Source organism: Pseudomonas citronellolis, assembly GCF_001586155.1.
Taxonomy (GTDB): domain Bacteria; phylum Pseudomonadota; class Gammaproteobacteria; order Pseudomonadales; family Pseudomonadaceae; genus Pseudomonas; species Pseudomonas citronellolis.
On sequence record NZ_CP014158.1, the window covers coordinates 2,402,717 to 2,422,283 of the forward strand.

20 protein-coding genes are annotated in these 19,567 nt (G+C 70.3%); 15 read left to right on the forward strand and 5 right to left on the reverse strand.

Translation table 11 applies throughout. From position 1 onward, the window contains the following. Positions 1-43 precede the first annotated feature (43 nt). Positions 44-823 (reverse strand): hydroxyacylglutathione hydrolase, encoded by a 780-nt coding sequence (gene gloB, locus PcP3B5_RS10875; protein ID WP_061561243.1) that lies wholly within the window; start codon positions 821-823, stop codon positions 44-46. A gap of 125 nt (positions 824-948) precedes the next feature. On the opposite strand from gloB, the gene PcP3B5_RS10880 reads away from it, so the two are divergent. The 3 genes from PcP3B5_RS10880 to dnaQ all read left to right on the forward strand — a co-directional run bounded on the left by PcP3B5_RS10880 (position 949) and on the right by dnaQ (position 3,023). Next, positions 949-1,707: a class I SAM-dependent methyltransferase gene (locus tag PcP3B5_RS10880; protein ID WP_061561244.1), complete on the forward strand. Its 759-nt coding sequence runs from the start codon at positions 949-951 to the stop codon at positions 1,705-1,707. A 69-nt stretch (positions 1,708-1,776) separates the two neighbouring features. Beyond that, positions 1,777-2,223 carry a ribonuclease HI gene (rnhA, locus tag PcP3B5_RS10885; protein WP_009619116.1) on the forward strand — a complete coding sequence of 149 codons (447 nt, stop codon included), beginning with the start codon at positions 1,777-1,779 and terminating at the stop codon, positions 2,221-2,223. Between the two features lie 56 nt (positions 2,224-2,279). Then, positions 2,280-3,023, forward strand: a complete 744-nt coding sequence (dnaQ, locus tag PcP3B5_RS10890; RefSeq protein WP_043266954.1) for a DNA polymerase III subunit epsilon — start codon at positions 2,280-2,282, stop codon at positions 3,021-3,023. A gap of 40 nt (positions 3,024-3,063) precedes the next feature. Here the strand turns inward: dnaQ and glpK are convergent, their stop codons facing one another. Beyond that, positions 3,064-4,575, reverse strand: coding sequence for a glycerol kinase GlpK (gene glpK / locus PcP3B5_RS10895; RefSeq protein WP_061563238.1), 1,512 nt, complete (start codon positions 4,573-4,575; stop codon positions 3,064-3,066). A 150-nt stretch (positions 4,576-4,725) separates the two neighbouring features. On the opposite strand from glpK, the gene ybaK reads away from it, so the two are divergent. Together ybaK and PcP3B5_RS10905 are read left to right on the forward strand one after the other, a co-directional pair. Continuing rightward, on the forward strand, positions 4,726-5,196 hold the full coding sequence (gene ybaK / locus PcP3B5_RS10900) for a Cys-tRNA(Pro) deacylase (RefSeq protein ID WP_061561245.1): 471 nt from the start codon (positions 4,726-4,728) through the stop codon (positions 5,194-5,196). A 93-nt stretch (positions 5,197-5,289) separates the two neighbouring features. Beyond that, on the forward strand, positions 5,290-6,075 hold the full coding sequence (locus tag PcP3B5_RS10905) for a PhzF family phenazine biosynthesis protein (protein WP_061561246.1): 786 nt from the start codon (positions 5,290-5,292) through the stop codon (positions 6,073-6,075). 188 nt (positions 6,076-6,263) lie between these two features. Here PcP3B5_RS10905 and PcP3B5_RS10910 read toward each other — a convergent pair whose 3' ends face one another. Both PcP3B5_RS10910 and PcP3B5_RS10915 read right to left on the reverse strand, forming a co-directional pair. Next, entirely contained in the window at positions 6,264-7,601 is a 1,338-nt protein-coding gene (locus PcP3B5_RS10910) for a heavy metal sensor histidine kinase (RefSeq protein ID WP_061561247.1), read from the reverse strand. Then, positions 7,598-8,278, reverse strand: coding sequence for a heavy metal response regulator transcription factor (locus tag PcP3B5_RS10915; protein WP_009619123.1), 681 nt, complete (start codon positions 8,276-8,278; stop codon positions 7,598-7,600). The genes PcP3B5_RS10910 and PcP3B5_RS10915 overlap by 4 nt, the downstream gene beginning before the upstream one ends. Positions 8,279-8,428: 150 nt before the next feature. Between PcP3B5_RS10915 and copI the strand changes: the two genes are divergently transcribed. Both copI and queF read left to right on the forward strand, forming a co-directional pair. Beyond that, positions 8,429-8,947 carry a copper-resistant cuproprotein CopI gene (gene copI, locus PcP3B5_RS10920; protein WP_061561248.1) on the forward strand — a complete coding sequence of 173 codons (519 nt, stop codon included), beginning with the start codon at positions 8,429-8,431 and terminating at the stop codon, positions 8,945-8,947. 302 nt (positions 8,948-9,249) lie between these two features. Beyond that, the gene (queF, locus tag PcP3B5_RS10925) at positions 9,250-10,080 is read left to right on the forward strand and encodes an NADPH-dependent 7-cyano-7-deazaguanine reductase QueF (RefSeq protein ID WP_061561249.1); all 831 of its coding nucleotides are present in this window, start codon (positions 9,250-9,252) and stop codon (positions 10,078-10,080) included. 188 nt (positions 10,081-10,268) lie between these two features. Here queF and PcP3B5_RS10930 read toward each other — a convergent pair whose 3' ends face one another. Further along, positions 10,269-11,078: an IclR family transcriptional regulator gene (locus tag PcP3B5_RS10930; protein ID WP_061561250.1), complete on the reverse strand. Its 810-nt coding sequence runs from the start codon at positions 11,076-11,078 to the stop codon at positions 10,269-10,271. Between the two features lie 144 nt (positions 11,079-11,222). Here PcP3B5_RS10930 and PcP3B5_RS10935 point away from each other — a divergent pair, with 144 nt between their 5' ends. From PcP3B5_RS10935 to PcP3B5_RS10970, 8 genes are all read left to right on the forward strand, one after another. Next, a complete protein-coding gene (locus PcP3B5_RS10935) occupies positions 11,223-11,609 on the forward strand; it encodes a Zn-ribbon domain-containing OB-fold protein (RefSeq protein WP_061561251.1) in 387 nt (128 codons plus the stop codon). Continuing rightward, positions 11,606-12,757, forward strand: a complete 1,152-nt coding sequence (locus tag PcP3B5_RS10940) for a thiolase (protein ID WP_061561252.1) — start codon at positions 11,606-11,608, stop codon at positions 12,755-12,757. The genes PcP3B5_RS10935 and PcP3B5_RS10940 overlap by 4 nt, the downstream gene beginning before the upstream one ends. 114 nt (positions 12,758-12,871) lie before the next feature. After that, the gene (locus PcP3B5_RS10945) at positions 12,872-15,019 is read left to right on the forward strand and encodes an acetate--CoA ligase family protein (protein WP_061561253.1); all 2,148 of its coding nucleotides are present in this window, start codon (positions 12,872-12,874) and stop codon (positions 15,017-15,019) included. Beyond that, positions 15,003-15,869 (forward strand): MaoC/PaaZ C-terminal domain-containing protein, encoded by an 867-nt coding sequence (locus PcP3B5_RS10950; RefSeq protein ID WP_061563239.1) that lies wholly within the window; start codon positions 15,003-15,005, stop codon positions 15,867-15,869. The genes PcP3B5_RS10945 and PcP3B5_RS10950 overlap by 17 nt, the downstream gene beginning before the upstream one ends. 51 nt (positions 15,870-15,920) lie before the next feature. Continuing rightward, the gene (locus PcP3B5_RS10955) at positions 15,921-17,264 is read left to right on the forward strand and encodes an MFS transporter (RefSeq protein WP_061561254.1); all 1,344 of its coding nucleotides are present in this window, start codon (positions 15,921-15,923) and stop codon (positions 17,262-17,264) included. A 37-nt stretch (positions 17,265-17,301) separates the two neighbouring features. After that, positions 17,302-17,745: a PaaI family thioesterase gene (locus tag PcP3B5_RS10960; RefSeq protein ID WP_024128305.1), complete on the forward strand. Its 444-nt coding sequence runs from the start codon at positions 17,302-17,304 to the stop codon at positions 17,743-17,745. Next, positions 17,742-18,800, forward strand: coding sequence for an acyl-CoA dehydrogenase family protein (locus tag PcP3B5_RS10965; RefSeq protein ID WP_061561255.1), 1,059 nt, complete (start codon positions 17,742-17,744; stop codon positions 18,798-18,800). The genes PcP3B5_RS10960 and PcP3B5_RS10965 overlap by 4 nt, the downstream gene beginning before the upstream one ends. 8 nt (positions 18,801-18,808) lie before the next feature. Next, positions 18,809-19,564, forward strand: coding sequence for an enoyl-CoA hydratase/isomerase family protein (locus tag PcP3B5_RS10970; protein WP_145923979.1), 756 nt, complete (start codon positions 18,809-18,811; stop codon positions 19,562-19,564). The last annotated feature ends 3 nt before the right edge of the window (positions 19,565-19,567 follow it).

Sequence of the window (19,567 nt, forward strand, 5' to 3'; positions counted from 1 at the left end):
ATTCTAGAAACCGCGCCGGACGTGGTCAAGATTTCGCCAGACCTCAGAATTTATCTTTCCATTGCCGAATGACCGCAAAAACCTCTGCGGGGCTGGCTGTGGGCCCGCCGTTCCGCTCGTCGGCGGCTTTTTTAACGCTGTTTTCCGAGGTGCGCAAAAAGGGGTTGGTGGCCCGTTCCAGGGCGATGCTGGAGGGCAGGCTGATGCGGCCCTGCTGGCGCCAGGCGCTGACCTCGTCGAAGCGCGCTGCCAGCTCGGCGTTGCCGGGCTCCACCGCGCGGGCGAAGCGCAGGTTGCTCAGGGTGTATTCGTGGGCGCAGTACACGCCGGTGGCGCCCGGCAGCGCGGCGAGGCGGCCCAGGGAGGCGTGCATCTGCGCCGGGGTGCCCTCGAACAGGCGGCCGCAGCCGCCGGCGAACAGGGTGTCGCCGCAGAACAGCAGGGGCGCGTCGGCGTCCGCATGGTAGTAGGCGATGTGCCCGAGGGTGTGGCCGGGCACCTCGATGACCTCGAAGCCCAGCCCCAGCACTTCGACCTGGTCGCCGTCGCGCAGCGCCTGGTCGATGGCCGGGATGCGCTCGTCGGCCGGGCCCAGCACGCGGGCGCCGCTGGTCTGTTTCAGGCGCGCCACGCCGCCGACGTGGTCCTGGTGGTGGTGGGTGACCAGGATGTCGGCCAGGCGCCAGCCCGGGTGCGCGGCCAGCCAGGCCTCCACCGGCGCGGCGTCGCCCGGGTCGACCACCGCGCAGGTCCGGGTGGTCACATCCTGCAACAGCCAGATGTAGTTGTCGGAAAAGGCGGGTAGCGCGTCGATCTGTATCATGGCCGGATGTCGCTAAGCGGAATAGGTTGGCGCATAGTAGTGCGAATGTGCCGTCCTGTGTTCGCCGAACGGCGTCGACCGCCCTCCCGGCGGCGACAGCCAACCTGTTTCAGGGGGTGGTGAGAATGGAACGAGAACCCTTCGCCCAGGCCGATGCCGACTGGCTGGAGCTGATCGCCGAGGCGCGCGACTGGTTCGCCGGGCCGCTGGGCGCCATGATGCTGGCCGAGGAGCAGCGCTTGCTCTGCGACGAGCTGCAGCGCTACTTCGGCGGCTACCTGGTGCACTACGGCCCGCACGCCGAACTGCCGGAGAGCACCGGCAACATCCAGCGCGGCGTGCGCCTGGGGCCGCCGTTGCCGGGCGTGGAGATCGCCTGCGACGAATGCGCCTGGCCGCTGGGCGAGCACGCCGCCGACGTGGTGCTGCTGCAGCACGGCCTGGACTTCTGCCTGTCGCCGCACCGCCTGCTGCGCGAAGCCGCGCGCAGCGTGCGCCCCGGTGGGCACCTGCTGGTGATCGGCGTCAACCCGCGCAGCGCCTGGGGCCTGCGGCATTATTTCGCTTCCGACGGCCTGGGCCGGGCGCGCTGCATTTCCCCCGGGCGCGTCTGCGACTGGCTCAACCTGCTGGGCTTCGCGCTGGAGAAACGCCGCTTCGGGTGCTATCGTCCGCCGCTTGCCTCGGCTGCCTGGCAGGCGCGCCTGGCGCGCATGGAAGGCTGGGGCGCGGGCCTGAAGGGCACCGGCGCTGGCTTCTACCTGCTGGTGGCGCGCAAGCTGGTGGTCGGCCTGCGGCCATTGCGCCAGGCCCGCCGCGAGGCCCGCGGCCAACTGGTGCCGCTGCCGGTGGCCAAGGTCAGCCGGCGGGATTCCGAAATCTAGCGACGGCCTTCGCCAGTCCCTCGTGCCACCATCCCGGGGCGGGACGCCGCGGGCCGTACTGAAGGTGATATGAGCGAAGAAGAGAAGGTCGTCATCTATACCGACGGCGCCTGCAAGGGCAACCCCGGCCGCGGTGGCTGGGGCGCGGTGCTGTTCTACAAGGGCGCCGAGCGCGAACTCTGGGGCGGCGAGCTGGAGACCACCAACAACCGCATGGAGCTGACGGCGGCCATCATGGCCCTGGCGGCGCTCAAGCGGTCCTGCGAGATCCGCCTGGTCACCGACTCCGAGTACGTGATGAAAGGCATCAAGGAATGGCTGCCTAACTGGAAGAAGCGCGGCTGGAAGACCGCCGCCAAGCAGCCGGTGAAGAATGCCGACCTGTGGCAGGCGCTGGACGAGCAGGTCAACCGGCATAATGTCGAATGGCAGTGGGTGCGCGGCCACACCGGGCACCCCGGCAACGAGCGCGCCGACATGCTCGCCAACCGCGGCGTCGCCGAACTGCCACGCTGAATAATGCAACGGGCGCCCGCGGGCGCCCTCCCTGGTCAAAGCAACAAGGTCCCGAAATGCGCAGCGTCGTACTGGATACCGAAACCACCGGCATGCCGGTCACCGATGGCCACCGGATCATCGAGATCGGCTGCGTCGAGCTGGAAGGCCGCCGCCTCACCGGCCGCCACTTCCACGTCTACCTGCAGCCCGATCGCGAGATCGACGAGGGCGCCATCGCCGTCCACGGCATCACCAACGAGTTCGTCAAGGACAAGCCGCGCTTCCGCGAGGTGGCCGACGAGTTCTACGAGTTCATCCACGGCGCCCAGCTGATCATCCACAACGCGGCGTTCGACATCGGCTTCATCAACAACGAGTTCGCCCTGCTGGGGCAGAGCGAGCGCGCCGAGGTCAGCGACTACTGCTCGGTGCTCGACACCCTGATGATGGCCCGCGAGCGCCACCCGGGGCAGCGCAACAACCTCGACGCCCTGTGCAAGCGCTACGGCGTCGACAACTCCGGCCGCGACCTGCACGGCGCACTGCTCGACGCCGAGATCCTCGCCGACGTCTACCTGGCGATGACCGGTGGCCAGACCAGCCTGTCGCTGGCCGGCCAGGGCGCCGAGGGCGACGGCAGCGGCCGCCCGCAGCCCAGCGCGATCCGCCGTCTGGCGGCCGGCCGCGCGCTGACCCGGGTGATCCGCGCCAGCGACGAGGAACTGGCGGCCCACGCCGCACGCCTGGCCGCGGTGGAAAAATCCGCCGGCGGCCCCTCGCTATGGGCGCAGATGGACGCCCCCGCCGCACAGGAATAGCCATCGGCGTAGGGCGGATAACCGTTCGCGGTTATCCGCCCTACGGCTCCGCCCAGCCCCTGGTCCGCTCCACCGCCTTCTTCCAGCCCGCATACAGCCGCTCCCGCTCGGCCGCCTCGCAGTTGGGCTGGAACACCCGCTCGATCACCGCCTTGCCCTTCAACTCGTCCAGGCCCTGCCAGAAGCCACTGGCCAGCCCCGCCAGCACGGCGGCGCCCATCGCCGTGGTCTCGCGCATCTGCGGGCGCTCCACCGGTGTGCCGAGGATGTCGGCCTGGAACTGCATGAGGAAGTTGTTGGCCACCGCGCCGCCGTCCACGCGCAGGGCGCGCAGCGGCTCGCCGGCGTCCTGCTGCATGGCGTCGAGCACGTCGCGGGTCTGGTAGGCGATGGATTCCAGGGTGGCGCGGATCAGGTGGTCGGCCTTCACCCCGCGGGTCAGGCCGAACAGCGCGCCGCGGGCGTACGGGTCCCAGTAGGGCGCGCCCAGGCCGGTGAAGGCCGGCACCAGGTAGACGCCGTTGCTGTCCTTGACCTTGCTGGCGAAGTACTCGGAGTCGTGGGCGTCGTTGATCACCTTCAGCTCGTCGCGCAGCCACTGCACCGTGGAGCCGCCGTTGAACACCGCGCCTTCCAGGGCGTACTGCGGCTCGCCGCGGGGGCCGCAGGCAATGGTGGTGAGCAGGCCGTGGGTGGACTTCACCGCCTTGGCGCCGGTGTGCATCAGCAGGAAGCAACCGGTGCCGTAGGTGTTCTTCGCCTGGCCGGGCTCCACGCAGAGCTGGCCGAATAGCGCGGCCTGCTGGTCGCCGGCGATCCCGGCGATGGGCGTGCGGTACACGCCCAGGCCGCCGACCCGCGCCTGGCCGAACACCCCGGAGGAGGCCTGCACCTTCGGCAGCATGGCCCGGGGAATGTCCAGGGCCGCCAGCAGGCGGTCGTCCCAGTCGAGCTTGTGGATGTCGAACAGCAGCGTACGCGAGGCGTTGCTGTAGTCGGTGACGTGCACCTCGCCCTCGGTGAGCTTCCACACCAGCCAGCTGTCCACGGTGCCGAACAGCAGCTCGCCGCGGCGGGCGCGCTTGCGGGCGCCGTCGACGTTGTCGAGGATCCACTTCAGCTTGGTGCCGGAGAAATAGGGGTCGATGACCAGCCCGGTGGTGTCGCGGATGTAGGGCTCCAGGCCGTCGGCGCGCAATTGCTCGCAGATGCCCGCGCTGCGCCGGCATTGCCAGACGATGGCGTTGTGGATCGGCCGGCCCGTGGCCTTGTCCCACACCACCGTGGTCTCGCGCTGGTTGGTGATGCCGATGGCCGCCACCTCGCCGAAGCCGATGCTGGCCTGGGCCAGGGCCTCGACCAGGGTCGAACTCTGGGTGGCCCAGATTTCCATGGGGTCGTGCTCGACCCAGCCGGCCTGGGGGTAGATCTGCGCGAACTCGCGCTGGGCCACGCTGACCACGTTGGCGTCGCGGTCGAAGATGATGGCGCGGGAACTGGTGGTGCCCTGGTCGAGGGCGACGATGTATTTCTTGTGCTGGCTGTCGGTCATGACGTTGGCCTTGTGCTGCATCCGGCAGAGCCCGGGTCGTCTGCGACCTTAGGCCATTCCGCGCGCCGGGTGAAGGGCCGCGCGCAGGCGGATTCGGCTGCCGGCCCTTGCTATGCTTGGGCATCGTTCACGGACAGACCCCGGACCGCCATGACCCCCGCCATCGACCTGCTGAAGAAGGCCCGCGCCGAGCACCGCGTGCTGAGCTACGACCACGATCCCAAGGCGCCGTCCTACGGCCTGGAGGCCGCCGAGAAGCTCGGCCTGGAGCCGGCGCGGGTGTTCAAGACGCTGCTCGCCGCCACCGAGAAGGGCGAGCTGCTGGTGGCCGTGGTGCCGGTGGCCGGCAGCCTCGACCTGAAGGCCCTGGCCCACGCCGCTGGGGCGAAGAAGGCCGACATGGCCGAGCCTGCCGCCGCGCAGCGCGCCACCGGCTACCTGGTCGGCGGCATCAGCCCGCTGGGGCAGAAGAAGCGCCTGCGCACCTTCATCGACGAGTCCGCCCGGCAGTACCCGAGCATCCACGTCAGCGCCGGGCGCCGCGGCCTGGAGGTGGAGCTGAGCGCCGAGACCCTGGCCGGGCTGACCTCGGCCAGTTTCGCCGCCATCGGCCGGGCCTGAGGGCACGACTGTGCCGATGCGAAAGTCGCACACTGTATAGCAGCGCCGAACGCGCGGGACGGCATGCTGGAGCCCCACTCAGAGGAGAACGCCATGCAGCTCGAATTCCACCAGGTCGATGCCTTCACCCACCGTCCGTTCGCCGGCAACCCGGCCATGGTCTATCGCCTGGACGCCTGGCTGGCCGACGAGCTGATGCAGAACATCGCCGCCGAGCACAACCTGTCGGAGACCGCCTTCCTGGTCCGCGAGGCCGATGGCTGGCGCATCCGCTGGTTCACCCCGGCCGCCGAGGTGCCGCTGTGCGGCCACGCCACCCTGGCCAGCGCCCATGTGCTGTTCGAGGTGTTCGGCGAGCCGGGCGAGCGCCTGGAGCTGAACTCGCTGTCCGGCCCGCTGCGGGTGTACCGCGAGGACCAGCGCCTGGCCCTGGACTTCCCGGCGCAGCCGCCCCACGAGGCGGGCAGCACCGTGGAGCTGGAGCAGGCCCTGGGCCTGCCGGTGGTCGATGCGCTGAGCACCACGGCGCACCTGATGGTGCTGCTGGAATCGGAAGAGGCGGTGCGCGCCTGCAAGCCGGACTTCGTCGCCCTGGCGAAGCTGCCGTACCTGGGCGTGATCGTCACCGCGCGCGGGGAGGGCGACCACGACTTCGTCTCGCGCTTCTTCGCCCCGGCCATCGGCATCAACGAAGACCCGGTCACCGGCGCCGCCCACTGCTGCCTGATCCCCTACTGGTCGCAGCGCCTGAGCAAGCTGCAGCTGCGCGCCTTGCAGTGCTCGGCCCGCGGCGGCGAGCTCTGGTGCCGGCTGGAAGGCGACCGCGTGCGCATCGCCGGCCAGGCGCGGCTGGTGGCGAGTGGGCGGTTGGTGATTTGACGGTGGGCTTGGGTGTGGCGGCGTATAACCGCGAACGGTTATACGCCCTACGGTGGGCTTGGCGTAGGGCGCATAACGCCTACGGCGTTATCCGCCGTTTGGCCTTGGTTCCAGGCGGCTCCGGGGCTGATCTGGGCACGGCTGGGGGCTTGGGTGAGGCGGCGGATAACCGCGAACGGTTATTCGCCCTACGTTTCCGGCGGTAATTCGATGATGAGGCGTGTCCAGCCGTCTGCCGATTCGGCGCGGATGCGGCCGCCGTGGGCCTGGACGATGGAGCGGCAGATCGCCAGGCCGAGGCCGGCGTGCACGCCCTGGCCCTCGCGCTGGGCCGCCTCGCGGTGGTGGAAGCGGTCGAACAGCCTTGGCAGTTGCTCGGCGGGGATCGCCGGGCCCTGGTTCTCCACGCTGACCTGGCCGGGCCGCAGGCGCACGCGGACGGCGCCGCCCGCGGGGGTGAAGCGCAGGGCGTTGTCCAGCAGGTTGGCCAGCGTCCGGCGCAGCATGCCGCGGTCGCCGCGCACCTGCGCCTGGCCCTCGCGCGCCAGGTGGACGCCCTGGTCCTCGGCCAGCGGCGCGTAGAACTCCAGCAGGGCGTCCACTTCCGCGGCCAGGTCCAGGCTGTCGCGCCCGGGGGCCAGCAGGCCGTGGTCGGCCTTGGCCAGCAACAGCATGTCGTTGACCATGGCGGTCAGCCGCTGCAGCTCCTCCAGGTTGCCGTGCAACGCCTCGCGGTAGTCGTCCTCGCCGCGCGGGCGCGACAGCACCACCTGGGTCTGCGTCAGCAGCGCGGTGAGCGGCGTGCGCAGTTCATGGGCGATGTCCGCGGAGAACGCCGACAGGCGCTGGAAGGCTTCCTCCAGGCGCGCCAGCATGGCGTTCAGCTCGCTGGCCAGGCCGCGCAGCTCGGCGGGCAGGCGGCTGGCGTCCAGGCGGGTGGTCAGCGACTGCGCCGAGACCTGCGCCGCCACCTCGCGCATGCGCCGCAGCGGACGCAGGCTGGCGCGGGTGGCCCAGGCGCCGAGCAGTGCGGTGGCCAGGGCGGAGAGGCCCATGGTCAGCCAGATCAGCTGCTGCATGCGGCCGAGGAAGTGCTGGTGGTGGGTGATGTCCAGCACCAGGGTCAGCTGGCGCCCGGCGGGCTCGGCCGGGTCCAGCGGCACGCGCATCTCGCGGTAGGCGGGCGGCTCGCCCATGCCCTCCATGCCGCTGCTCATGCGCGGCGGCTCGTCCAGCCAGCGCTGGCCGTCGGCGCCCTCCAGGCGCAGGCCCAGGTCCGGGTGGCGCGTCAGTTCGTACTCCAGCGTCCCGCGTTGCGTGGCCAGGCCGGCGGGATCGCGCACCGGGCCGAGCAGTTCGCGGAAGAAGGGCAGGCGGCCGGCCATCACCTGGCGGTCCAGTTCGACGAAGTGCGCCTCGCTGGCGCGGCTGAACACCACCCCGGCGATCAGCGACACGGCCGCGGTGCAGGCGGCGAACAGCAGGCTCAGGCGGACGCCCAGCGAAATCCGCGCGGCGGCGCTCACGGCGCGCGCTCTTCGAGCACGTAGCCCATGCCGCGCACGGTGTGGATCAGGCGCTGCGGGAAGTCGTCGTCGACCTTGGCGCGCAGGCGGCGGATGGCCACCTCGATGACGTTGGTGTCGCTGTCGAAGTTCATGTCCCACACCTGGGAGGCGATCAGCGACTTGGGCAGCACCTCGCCATGGCGGCGCAGCAGCAGCTCCAGCAGGGCGAACTCCTTGGCGGTCAGCTCGATGCGCCGGCCGCCGCGTTGCACCCGGCGGCGCAGCAGGTCCAGCTCCAGGTCGGCCAGTTGCAGCACGGTCTCCTGCAACTGCTGGCCGCCGCGGCGCAGCAGGGTGCGCACGCGGGCCAGCAGCTCGACGAAGGCGAAGGGCTTGACCAGGTAGTCGTCGGCGCCCTGTTCCAGGCCGCGCACGCGGTCCTCCACGGCGTCGCGCGCGGTGAGGAACAGCACCGGCAGGGTCAGGCCGGCCTGGCGCACGGCCTGGAGGATCTGCCAGCCATCGCGGCCGGGCAGCATGACGTCGAGGATCGCCAGATCGTAGCCGCCGGACAGCGCCAGCTGTTCGCCCTCGGCGCCGTCGCCGCAGAGGTCCACGGCGTAGCCGGCCTCGCTCAGGCCCTGGCGCAGGTACTGGCCGATGCGGGGTTCGTCTTCGACGATCAGCAGTTTCAAGGTGGATGGCCTCCGTGGCGGGAATGCCGGTCATTGTATCCAGCGCTGCCGATGGCGCCGCCAAGCTGACACAACTGTAATCTTCCCGACAGCCAACCGGCAGGTGGCCGGCGGCAACATGGGGGCAATCATCTGCAAGAGGTCCGCATCATGGGTACACGCCAGCTGTTCAACGCCGCCATCCTCGGCCTCGCCGCCGCCTTCGCCCTGCCGGCCCTGGCCGACGCCGGCCACGGCCATGGGTACGACTTCGGCAAGCCGGCCGCGGCCGCGCAGGCCACCCGCAGCGTCGAGGTCACCCTGGGCGAGATGTACTTCGAGCCCAAGTCGCTGCAGGTCAAGGCTGGCGAGACGGTGCGCTTCGTCATCCACAACAAGGGCAGCCTGCTGCACGAGTTCAACCTGGGCAACGCCGCCATGCACGCCGAGCACCAGAAGGAAATGCAGCGCATGCAGGCGATGGGCATGCTCACGCCCACCGGCATGGGGCACGGCATGGACCATTCGAAGATGATGAAGCACGACGACCCCAACAGCGTGCTGGTGGAACCGGGCAAGACCGCCGAGCTGACCTGGACCTTCACCCGGGCCGCCGAGCTGGAATTCGCCTGCAACATCCCCGGCCACTACCAGGCCGGCATGGTCGGCCGCCTGACCGTCGAGCCCTGAGCGCAGGCCTTGCCGACGCAATCGCGGATGAATCCGCCTACGCCTCCAGGGAAGCACGGCTTTTCGTAGGATGGCGTTGAGCGAAGCGATACCCATCAGCGCAACCGCATGGGTTTCGCAAGCTCAACCCATCCTACGAAGAGCACCTTGGCGCAAGGAGCGGACTCCGTCCGCGATCCGCCCCAAGGCCGCCAGCCGTCACGAAGGCATCCCGCGCCTGCTGAAACCACCGGGGCATTTGTATACACTTGCCCGGCCCGCCACCCCGGCGGGCGCCGACACGATTTCCGCAGGTCCATTGCATGCAGCATCCCGCCGAACACTCGCCGCTGGGCAAATCCAGCGAATATGTCTCCACCTACGCGCCCGGGCTGCTGTTCCCCATCAGGCGCGCCACCAAGTGGGCCGAGCTGGGCCTGGACGGCGCCAACCTGCCGTACCGCGGCGTGGACATCTGGAACTGCTACGAACTGTCCTGGCTGACCCCCGGCGGCAAGCCAGTGGTGGCCATCGGCGAATTCGCCATCCCGGCGCAGTCGCCGAACATCATCGAGTCGAAGTCCTTCAAGCTCTACCTCAACTCGCTGAACCAGAGCCCGTTCGACAGCCGCGAGGCGCTGCGGGCGGTGCTGGAGCGCGACCTGTCCGCCGCCGCAGGCGCGCCGGTGAGCGTGCGCCTGCGCAGTCTCGATGAAGTGGCTGAGGAGGGCGTGGCGAAGCTGCCTGGCCGCTGCATCGACGACCTCGACATCGCCGTGGACGGCTACGACCACCCGCGCCCGGAGCTGCTGCGCTGCGACGACGCCCGGCGGGTGGACGAGGTGCTCTACAGCCACCTGCTGAAATCCAACTGCCCGGTCACCGGCCAGCCGGACTGGGGCACCCTGGTGGTGGACTACGCCGGCCCGGCGCTCGACCCCGCCAGCCTGCTGGCCTACGTGGTTTCCTTCCGCCAGCATCAGGATTTCCATGAGCAGTGCGTGGAGCGCATTTTCCTCGACCTGCAGCGTCTGCTGCAGCCCAGCCGGCTGACCGTTTATGCGCGCTATGTGCGTCGTGGTGGGCTGGATATCAATCCCTACCGCAGCAGCGGTGAGATCGCGCCGGACAACCGCCGGTTGGTGCGGCAGTAACGATACGGCTTCATCGCGGACGGAGATTCCGGCGCGATTCGCGGATGAGATCCGCTCCTACGCTGCGCCACCCGCGCCATTCCCCTGTAGGAGCGCGCCCTGCGCGCGATTGACCTCCGGCCGCGCGACCGTAATCCCCTCGTCCTTTTCGCCGAATGCCTTTCCCAATGCTGAATGGCATTCTGACTCTACGCCTTGCGGCCACCGCCCTGGGGAAAGAGCGCACGGCCAATGAAGCTGGCGGTATCGCGCAAACTGCTGCCGATGCTTTCCAGTTCATCGCGGCGATGTTGGGCGCTGATGCCAATGGCGGAGATGATGAAGCGCGGCTGCCGGTCGCGGTCGGTGACCGCGCTGGCGACCATGCTCACGCCGCGGTACAGGTGGTCCTGGTCCATGGCCCAGCCGCGTTCCAGGGCTTCGTGGGCGTCGGCCTGGTACTGCTCGAAGGCCGGCGGGTTCTCCCAGCGCACCCGCGACAGGCGCCGGCGCAGTTCGTCCTCCGGCAGTTGGCGCAGGCCGGCGATGCAGCGCCCGGCGGCGCCCACCAGTTCCGGCAGGCGCGTGCCCATGGCCACGTTGACGTGGGCGATCTGCGGCTCGGAGCGGGCGATCACGCGGATGTGCGCATCGTCCGTGACCTGCCAGAGGGCGACGAGTATCCGGTGGGCCAGGCTCAGGCGCTCCAGTTCCGGCTGGATCAGGTCGGCGTAGCTGCGGCCGATGAAGCTCACCGCCAGTTCCGACAGGCCCAGGCCCAGCTGGTAGGTCTTGGTCTCGTTGTCGAACGACGCCAACTGCTCGTTGTGCAGCGTGCGCAGGATGTTGAAGGCGCTGCTCGGGCTGATGCCGGTGGCACGGGCGATGGCGGCCACGCCTTCGGGGGCTTCGGCGTGGGCCAGGTGGCGGAGGATCTGAATGGCGTTCACCACGGCCCCTACATCCTTGGTGCTGGCGCTCTTGGTACTGGCTTCCGGTGCGGTTTCGTTGTTTTTCATATTCAGTATTCAGGTTGACATTCAGCGGAGTGAATATATGCTGGCTTCACGGAGCGCACAACCGCTGCCCTGAAGTCGCCGGTTGGTGCGTCCACGTCACTGCACTTTGCAGCAAAGGTCGAACAAGAATAAAGGAGGACCTACGTGGCAGATCTCCCCGAGTGCGTCGTTCCGGGCCCCGAGGCCCAATACCTCGCCTTCCTGGCCCAGGGCCGCTTCATGCTGCAGCGCAGCCGTGCCACCGGGCGCTACGTCTTCTACCCGCGCAACCTGGTGCCGGGCAGCGGCGAGACGGACCTGGAATGGATGCCGGCCAGCGGCCTGGGCACCCTCTACGCGATCACCGTGAACCGCGCCCGTGGCGGCGACTACAACGTCGCCCTGGTCGACCTGGACGAAGGCGTGCGCATGATGTCGCGCGTCGAGGGCCATCTCGAAGTGCCCATCGGCACCCGCCTGAAGGCGCGCATCGTCGAGCAGGAAGGCACCCCCGTAGTGGTGTTCGACGCGCTTGCGCAGGTGCAGCCATGAGCCAGGTCCTGCGCGGCAAGACCGCCATCGTCGGCATCGGCAGCGCCGGCATCGGCGAGGCCCCCGGCCACAGCGCCATCGAACTGCTCGGCCAGGCCTCGGTGAAGGCCATCGCCGACGCCGGGCTGAAACTGTCCGACATCGACGCGGTGTTCGCCGCCACCAGTTCCCATGCCTTCCCGACGCTGTCGGTCTGCGAATACCTGGGCATCCGCCCGAAGTTCGTCGACGGCACCAACATCGGCGGCTCCAGTTTCGAGCTGCACCTGCTGCAGGCCACCCTGGCCCTGGAGGCCGGGCTGTGCGACGCGGCGCTGATCTGCTACGGCTCCAACCAGCGCACCGCCGGCGGCAAGCTGGTGTCGATGAGCGAGCCGCAGTGGCACGAGACGCCCTACCAGCCGCGCCACCCGATCACCGCCTACGCCCTGGCCGCCAGCCGCCACATGCACCAGTACGGCACCACCCGCGCGCAGCTGGCGGAGGTGGCGGTGGCCGCGCGGGGCTGGGCCAACCTCAACCCCGAGGCCTTCGCCCGCGGCCCGCTGAGCATCGAAGAGGTGCTCGCCGCGCGCATGGTCAGCGACCCGCTGAGCAAGGCCGACTGCTGCCTGGTCACCGACGGCGGCGGCGCCTGCGTGCTGGTGCGCGCCGAGCGTGCCCGCGACCTGCCGAACGCGCCGGTGTATTTCCTCGGCGCCGCCGGCGCGCAGTGGCACCGCTCCATCGTGGCGATGCCCGACCTCACCGTCACCGCCGCCAGTGAAAGCGGCCCGCGTGCCATGCAGATGGCCGGGGTGACGCACGCCGACATCGACCTGGTGATGCTCTACGACGCCTTCACCATCAACACCCTGCTGTTCCTCGAAGACCTCGGCTTCTGCCCGAAGGGCGAGGGCGGGCGCTTCGTCGAGGGCGGGCGCATCGCCCCCGGCGGCGAGCTGGCGGTGAATACCAATGGCGGCGGGCTGTCCTGCGTGCATCCGGGCATGTACGGCATGTTCCTGATCATCGAGGCGGTGACGCAGTTGCGCCGCCAGGCCGGCGAGCGCCAGTTGCGCAAGGCCGACGTCGCCCTGCTGCACGGCAACGGCGGCACCCTGTCCAGCCAGGTCACGGCCCTGCTCGGCACCCAGTCGGTGCTCTGAAACCCCCGGGTTCGGCGCCCCACCGGTGGCCGCTTCGGCGGCCCGCCGTGGACGCGCTCGCCCTCGCGCCGGGACGCACGCTCCGGCAACCGTCAACAGTTCAGGTGGAAAGCCATGTCAGTGAGTCACTCGCAACACCCTGGCAACGCCTCGTGCTTCGCCAGCCTCACGCCCCTGCTGCAACCGCGTTCCGTGGCCGTGGTCGGCGCCTCCAGCGACCCGCACCGCATCGGCGGCCGGCCCATCGCCTACATGCTGCGCAACGGCTTCGGCGGCCGCATCCTGCCGGTGAACCCCAACCGCAGCGAAATCCAGGGCCTGCCGGCCTTCGCCAGCGTCGAGGCGCTGCCCGAGGCGCCCGACGTGGCCATAGTCGCGCTGCCGGCGCCGCAGGTGCTGGAGACCATCCAGGCCCTGGGCCGCAAGGGCGCGCGCAGCGCCATCGTGTTCTCCTCCGGCTTCAGCGAGGTGGGCGGCGAGGGCGTGCTGATGCAGGAAGCCATGGTCGAGGCCGCCCGCGCGGCGAACATGCGCCTGCTGGGCCCCAACGCCCTGGGCGTGTTCAACGCCAACCTGGGCTACTACGCCTTCTTCTCCACCAGCCTGGAGCGCGGCATTCCGCTGGCCGGGCGCGTCGGCATCGCCACCCAGTCCGGCGCCTACGGCGCGCACCTGCTGGGCCTGGCGCGGCAGCGCGGGCTGGGCACGCCGATCTGCGTAGCCACCGGCAACGAGGCCGACGTCACCCTGGGCGACGCCATCGGCTGGCTGGTGGAGTCGCCGGAAGTCGACGTGGTGATGGCCTACGCCGAATCCATCCGCAACGTCGACAGCTTCCTCGCCGCCCTGGCGGCCGCCCACCGCGCCGGCAAGCCGGTGATCCTGCACAAGGTCGGGCGCAGCGAGCTGGGCGGCCGCGCGGCCATGTCCCACACCGCTTCCCTGGCCGGCGACGACAAGGTGCTGGACGCGGTGCTGGCCGACTACGCGGTGGTCCGCGCGCGCAATACCGAGGAACTGATCGACATCGCCTACCTCGCCACCCAGCGCATCTACCCGGTGGCCAACAGCCTGGGGATGATCACCGTCAGCGGCGGCGCAGGGATCATCGTCAGCGATGCCGCCGAGGACGTCGGCCTGCCGATGCCGCCCATGCCCGAGGCGGCCCAGGCGCGGCTGAAGCAGCGGCTGTCGTTCGCCTCGCCGATCAATCCGGTGGACTGCACCGCCCAGGCCCTGAACGACCTGAGCCTGGTGCACGATTTCACCGAATCCATGGTGGTGGACGGCGGCTACAAGTCGCTGATCGCCTTCTTCACCCAGGCCGGCACCGTCGCCTCCATCGGCCCGAAGCTGGCCGAGCAGTTCGGCCGGATCAAGGCCGACCACCCGGACCGCCTGTTCGTGGTCTCGGTGATGGGCGAGGGCGACGAGCTGGAACCCTACCGCAAGGCCGGCTTCGCCCTGTTCGAGGACCCGACCCGCGCGGTGCACGCCATCCAGGCCATGGGCCGGCTCGGAGAAGCCTTCGCCCGGCCGTTGCGCCAGGTGCCGGCGGTCGGTGGCGTGGAGTTGCCGCCGCGCACGCCGGGGGAGGCCGAGGCCAAACACTTGCTGGCCCGCGCCGGCATCGAGTCGGCGCCGGAGCGGGTGCTGGTCAGTGCCGGGGAGGCCGCCGCCTTCGCCGAGCAGATCGGCTTCCCGGTGGTGCTGAAGATCGCCTCGGCGGACATCCTGCACAAGTCGGAGATCGGCGGCGTGTTGCTGGGCGTGGACAGCGCGGCGGCGGTGCGCGAAGGCTTCGACCTGCTGCTGCAACGTGCCGCCGAGCATGCCCCGCAGGCGCGCATCGACGGCGTGCTGGTGGCGCGCCAGCTGCAGGGCGGCGTGGAGTGCTTCATGGGCATCCAGCGCGACCCGCTGTTCGGTCCGGTCGCGGTATTCGGCCTGGGCGGCATCTTCGTCGAAGTGCTGAAGGACGTGGTATTCCGCCGCTGCCCGTTCGGCGCGGAGGAGGCCGAGGCGATGATCCGCAGCATCAAGGGCGCGCCGTTGTTGCTCGGCGCACGCGGCCGCCCGGTGACCGACGTGAAGGCGCTGGCGCAGGTGCTCTCGCGGCTCTCGCAGTTTGCCGCCCAGGCCGGGCCGCGGCTGCGCTCGGTGGACCTCAACCCGGTGTTCGCCATGCCCGAGGGGCAGGGCGCCTGGGCCGCCGACGCGGTGCTGGAAGTGCAGGAGGTGGCCGATGGCGCTGAATCCTGAGCACCTGCTGAACTACCGCATCCCCGCGGTGCGCCAGCGCTACAGCCGCGAGGACAGCGCCTTCTACGCGCTGTCGGTGGGCCTGGGCGCCGATCCCATGGACGAGCACCAACTGGCCTTCGTCGACGCCAACCGCGATCTCCAGGCGCTGCCCTGCATGGCCGTGGTGCTGGGCCACCCGGGCTTCTGGCTGGGCAACCCGGACACCGGCGTCGACGCCCTGCGCCTGGTGCATGGCGAGCAGAGCGTGGAGTGGCTCAAGCCGCTGCCACCGGAAGGCGAGGTGATCGGCCGCACCCGCGTCACCGGCCTGGTGGACAAGGGCGCCGGCAAGGGCGCGCTGCTGTACAGCGAGAAGGTGCTCAGCGACGCCGCCAGCGGCGAGGCGCTGGCCATCGCCCGCGGCACCACCTTCCTGCGCGGCGACGGCGGCTTCGGCGGCGACAGCCAGTCGCTTAGTCAGCCGCACCGCCTGCCCGAGCGCGCGCCGGACCTGGCCATCGACCTGCCGACGCGTCCGGAGCAGGCCCTGTACTACCGCCTCAACGGCGACGACAACCCGATCCACGCCAGCCCGGCGGCCGCGGCCCGCGGCGGCTTCCCCCGGCCAATCCTGCATGGCCTGTGCACCCTCGGCGTGGCCTTCCACGCGCTGCTGCGCGGCTTCGCCGATTACCGCGCGGAACGCTTCGGGCAGTTGCAGGTGCGCTTCTCCGCACCGGTGTTCCCCGGCGAGACCCTGCGCACGGAAATCTGGAACGACGGCTCCTTCCGCACCCGCGTGGTCGAGCGTGATCGGGTGGTGCTGGACAACGGCCACGTGCGCCTGGCGCCGGAGGCGAACAGCTGAGCCGGGCGGCATGGCGACAACCCCCTCAACCAACCTGCGAGAACAAGAACAATGAGCGCATCCATGAGTCCTCCCCAGGACGCCGGGTTCCCCCGGCGGACCCTGGTCATCGCCTTCTTCTTCTGCTTCCTCGGGCTGCTCGCCGACGGCGTCGACCTGATGTTCCTCGCCTACAGCCTGAACAGCCTCAAGGCCGAGTTCGGCCTGAGCAACTTCGAGGCCGGCTCGCTGGGCAGCATCACCCTGGCCGGCATGGCCATCGGCGGCATCTACGGCGGCTGGTGCTGCGACCGCTTCGGCCGGGTGCGGGTGGTGACCTGGACCATCGTGATCTTCTCCCTCGGCACCGCGCTGCTGGGGCTCACCCACAACTACTGGCAGTTCGCGCTGATCCGCTTCCTGTCCTCGCTGGGCCTGGGCTCGCTGTTCGTCGCCTGCAACATCCTGATGTCCGAGTTCGTCGCCACCAAGTACCGCACCACCATCCTGGCGACCATGCAGGCCGGCTGGACCGTGGGCTACCTGGTGGCGACCATCCTCGCCGGGCAGATCATCCCCGAGTTCGGCTGGCGCACTCTGTTCTTCACCGCCCTGGCGCCGGCGCTGATCTGCCTGGCGCTGCGCCCCTGGGTGCCGGAGTCGCCGTCGTGGCTGGCGGCCCGCGCCCAGCGCCGCCAGCAGCCGGCCGGCGTGCGTGCCGCGCCCGCCGCCGGCGGTGGCGTGCAGGGCCTGCTGGCCGATGCGGGCACGCGGCGCATGTTCCTGCTGTGGACGCTGACCTCGTGCTTCCTGCTGTTCGGCTACTACGGCACCAACAACTGGATGCCCTCGTACCTGGAAAGCGAGCTGGGCATGAACTTCAAGTCCATGACCGGCTACATGGTCGGCACCTACACCGCGATGATCCTCGGCAAGGTGGCCGCCGGGGTCGCCTCGGACTACTTCGGCCGCCGCGCCACCTTCGCCGCCGGCGCCATCGGCAGCGCCATCTTCATGCCGCTGATCGTGTTCTGGCACACGCCGGACAACATCGTCTGGATCCTCACCCTGTTCGGCTTCATCTACGGCGTGCCGGTGGGCGTGCTGGCCACCTACATGACCGAGAGCTTCTCCACCCGGGTGCGCGGCGCCGCGGTGGGCACCGCCTACAACCTCGGCCGCGTCGGCGCGGCGGTGGCGCCGGCGGCCATCGGCCTGCTCGCTTCGCACATCTCCATCGGCGCCGGCTTCCTGGTGATGGGCATCACCTACGTGATCACCGGCCTGATCCCGGCGCTGTTCATCCCTGACCGCCTGTACGACCCGAACCGCGCATCGAGCGACGCCGATGCCAGTGTCGAGCCGGTCGCCCCGATGCGCGCCGATGCCACCGAGCCGCGGCCGCTGAAGGCCTGAGCCCATGACGGAGCCCCTTGCGATGAACGATTCACCCATGGCGGCCAGCCTGGCCGAGCCCGCGACGGTGTTTCCCACCGGCCGCTTCACCTTCCAGGAGTTCATCGGCCTGGAACGCTGGGCCGAGGGCGAGCTGGCGCGCATCCGCCTGAAGCACCGCGCGGAGCTGATGAACTACCTCGGCCACTTCCACGGCGGGGTGCTGATGACCGTGCTCGACGCCGCCATGGCCGGCGCCATCCGCATCTGCTCGCCGGGCTGCTCGATGGTCACCATCGACATGGCCACGCACTTCATGGGCACCGCCCGCGGCGAGCTCAACGCCGTCGGCCGGGTGCTGCGGCGCACGCGCAACCTGTGCTTCTGCACAGCCGAGATCCACAACGAGGACGGCGAACTGGTCGCCAGCGCCTCGGGCAGCTTCAAGTACCGGGCCGCCGAGGCCGGGAGCCGTTCCACCGACACGAGTACGACGACATGACCGACACCGCCGAACTGGCCCGCGAGCGTGAGGAGCGCTTGCGCATGATCCGTGACAGCGCCGCCTCCCTGGTCCCGCCCGACGGCGACCTGGGCCGGGTGCGCCGCCTGCGCTTCAGCGCGCCGGGCGTGGACCGCGCAGCCTGGGCCGAAGTCTGCGCCATGGGCTGGCCGGGCCTGCGCCTGGACGAAGCGCAGGGCGGCAGCGGCCTGGGCATGGCCGAATACGCCGCGCTGCTGGAGGAACTGGGGCGCGGCCTGCTGCCGGAACCGCTGATCGAAGCGAGCCTGGTGGCGCCGCTGCTGCCGGACGCGGAGCGCGAAGCGCTGCTGGCCGGTGAAAAACTGGTGTTGCCGGCAGGCATCGCCTACGACGAAGGCGCCATGCTGCCGCAACTGCGCGACGGCAAGCTGCATGGCGAGGTCGGCCATGTCGCCCTGGGCGCCGCCGCCGACGCCTGGCTGGTGGCCTGCGACGGCGGCCTGGCGCTGGTGGAGCGCGGCGCCGAAGGACTGCGCCTGAGCCAGGAGCCGACCCAGGACGGCGGCCACCTGGCGCGCCTGCGTTTCGACTCCACTCCGGCCCGTGCGCTGGCGGCACCGCCCGCCGCGCTGGACGAAGCTGCGCTGGCTTGCGCGGCCTACCTGGTGGGGCTGATGGACGCCGCCTTCGAGCGCACCCGCGACTACCTCGGCGTGCGCAGCCAGTTCGGCCGCGCCATCGGCAGCTTCCAGGCCCTGCAGCACCGCATGGTCGACCTGAAGATCCAGATCGAACTGGCGCGCGCCGTGGTCGCCCAGGCCGCCGACGCCATCGACGCCCGGGCGCCGCTGGCCGAGGTCCGGCGCCTGGTGTCCACCGCCAAGGTGCGCGCCGCCGAGGCCGCGCTGCTGGTCACCCGCCAGGCGATCCAACTGCATGGCGGCATCGGCTTCACCGACGAGGCCGACATCGGCCTGTTCCTGCGCCGCGCCATGGTGCTGCTCAACGCCCAGGGTTCGCTGGCCTTCCACAAGGCGCGCTACATCGCGCTGCTGCAACGCGAGGTGGCCTGATGAGCGAGATGCTGCTGCAAGAGACGCACGGCAGCGTGCGCCTGCTGCGCTTCAACAACCCGGCGCGGCGCAACGCGCTGGCCCCGGCGCTGCGCCAGGAACTGCTGCAGGCCCTGCGCGAGGCCGACGCCGACGCGCAGGTGCGCAGCGTGGTGATCACCGGCAGCGCGGAAGTGTTCTGCGCCGGCGGCGACCTCAGCGACATGAACGTCGCCGGGCTCGGCGCCGGCCGCGCGCGCATGCACGACAACGCCGCCCTGGTGCGGCAGATGGTGCGCATGGGCAAGCCGCTGATTGCCGCTATAGAAGGCTGGGCGGTGGGCGCCGGGCTGTCCGTGGCGCTGGCCTGCGACAGCCTGGTGTGCGGCGGCACGGCGCGCTTCGCCGCCGGCTTCGGCAAGGTCGGCCTGCTCGCCGACCTCGGCCTGCTGCATACCCTGCCGGCGCGCATCGGCGTGGGCCGTGCGCGACAGGTGCTGATGTTCGGCCAGGTGCTGGAAGCCGAGGAGGCGCTGCGCATCGGCCTGGTGGACCAGCTCTGCGCGCCCGGCGCCGCATTGGACGCAGCTATGGCCCGCGCCGCCCTGGTCGAGCAGCAGGCGCCGTTGCCGCTGGCCATGACCAAGGCCCTGCTCGCCGACGGCCTCGACCTGCTGCTGGAGCGCGAGGGCGAGCTGCAGAGCCAGTTGTTCCTCAGCGCCGACCATGCCGAAGGCAAGGCGGCCTTCCTGGCCAAGCGCACCCCCGCATTCACCGGACAATGAGCC

Bases quoted from the DNA above. Each gene is read 5' to 3' on its own strand.
- rnhA (WP_009619116.1), top strand. From the start codon at position 1,777: ATGAGCGAAGAAGAGAAGGTCGTCATCTATACCGACGGCGCCTGCAAG.
- PcP3B5_RS10965 (WP_061561255.1), top strand. From the start codon at position 17,742: ATGACCGACACCGCCGAACTGGCCCGCGAGCGTGAGGAGCGCTTGCGC.
- PcP3B5_RS10960 (WP_024128305.1), top strand. From the start codon at position 17,302: ATGGCGGCCAGCCTGGCCGAGCCCGCGACGGTGTTTCCCACCGGCCGC.
- PcP3B5_RS10905 (WP_061561246.1), top strand. From the start codon at position 5,290: ATGCAGCTCGAATTCCACCAGGTCGATGCCTTCACCCACCGTCCGTTC.
- PcP3B5_RS10930 (WP_061561250.1), bottom strand. From the start codon at position 11,078: ATGAAAAACAACGAAACCGCACCGGAAGCCAGTACCAAGAGCGCCAGC.
- PcP3B5_RS10945 (WP_061561253.1), top strand. From the start codon at position 12,872: ATGTCAGTGAGTCACTCGCAACACCCTGGCAACGCCTCGTGCTTCGCC.
- queF (WP_061561249.1), top strand. From the start codon at position 9,250: ATGCAGCATCCCGCCGAACACTCGCCGCTGGGCAAATCCAGCGAATAT.
- PcP3B5_RS10880 (WP_061561244.1), top strand. From the start codon at position 949: ATGGAACGAGAACCCTTCGCCCAGGCCGATGCCGACTGGCTGGAGCTG.
- PcP3B5_RS10955 (WP_061561254.1), top strand. From the start codon at position 15,921: ATGAGCGCATCCATGAGTCCTCCCCAGGACGCCGGGTTCCCCCGGCGG.
- ybaK (WP_061561245.1), top strand. From the start codon at position 4,726: ATGACCCCCGCCATCGACCTGCTGAAGAAGGCCCGCGCCGAGCACCGC.
- PcP3B5_RS10950 (WP_061563239.1), top strand. From the start codon at position 15,003: ATGGCGCTGAATCCTGAGCACCTGCTGAACTACCGCATCCCCGCGGTG.
- dnaQ (WP_043266954.1), top strand. From the start codon at position 2,280: ATGCGCAGCGTCGTACTGGATACCGAAACCACCGGCATGCCGGTCACC.
- glpK (WP_061563238.1), bottom strand. From the start codon at position 4,575: ATGACCGACAGCCAGCACAAGAAATACATCGTCGCCCTCGACCAGGGC.
- PcP3B5_RS10940 (WP_061561252.1), top strand. From the start codon at position 11,606: ATGAGCCAGGTCCTGCGCGGCAAGACCGCCATCGTCGGCATCGGCAGC.
- PcP3B5_RS10970 (WP_145923979.1), top strand. From the start codon at position 18,809: ATGCTGCTGCAAGAGACGCACGGCAGCGTGCGCCTGCTGCGCTTCAAC.
- gloB (WP_061561243.1), bottom strand. From the start codon at position 823: ATGATACAGATCGACGCGCTACCCGCCTTTTCCGACAACTACATCTGG.
- copI (WP_061561248.1), top strand. From the start codon at position 8,429: ATGGGTACACGCCAGCTGTTCAACGCCGCCATCCTCGGCCTCGCCGCC.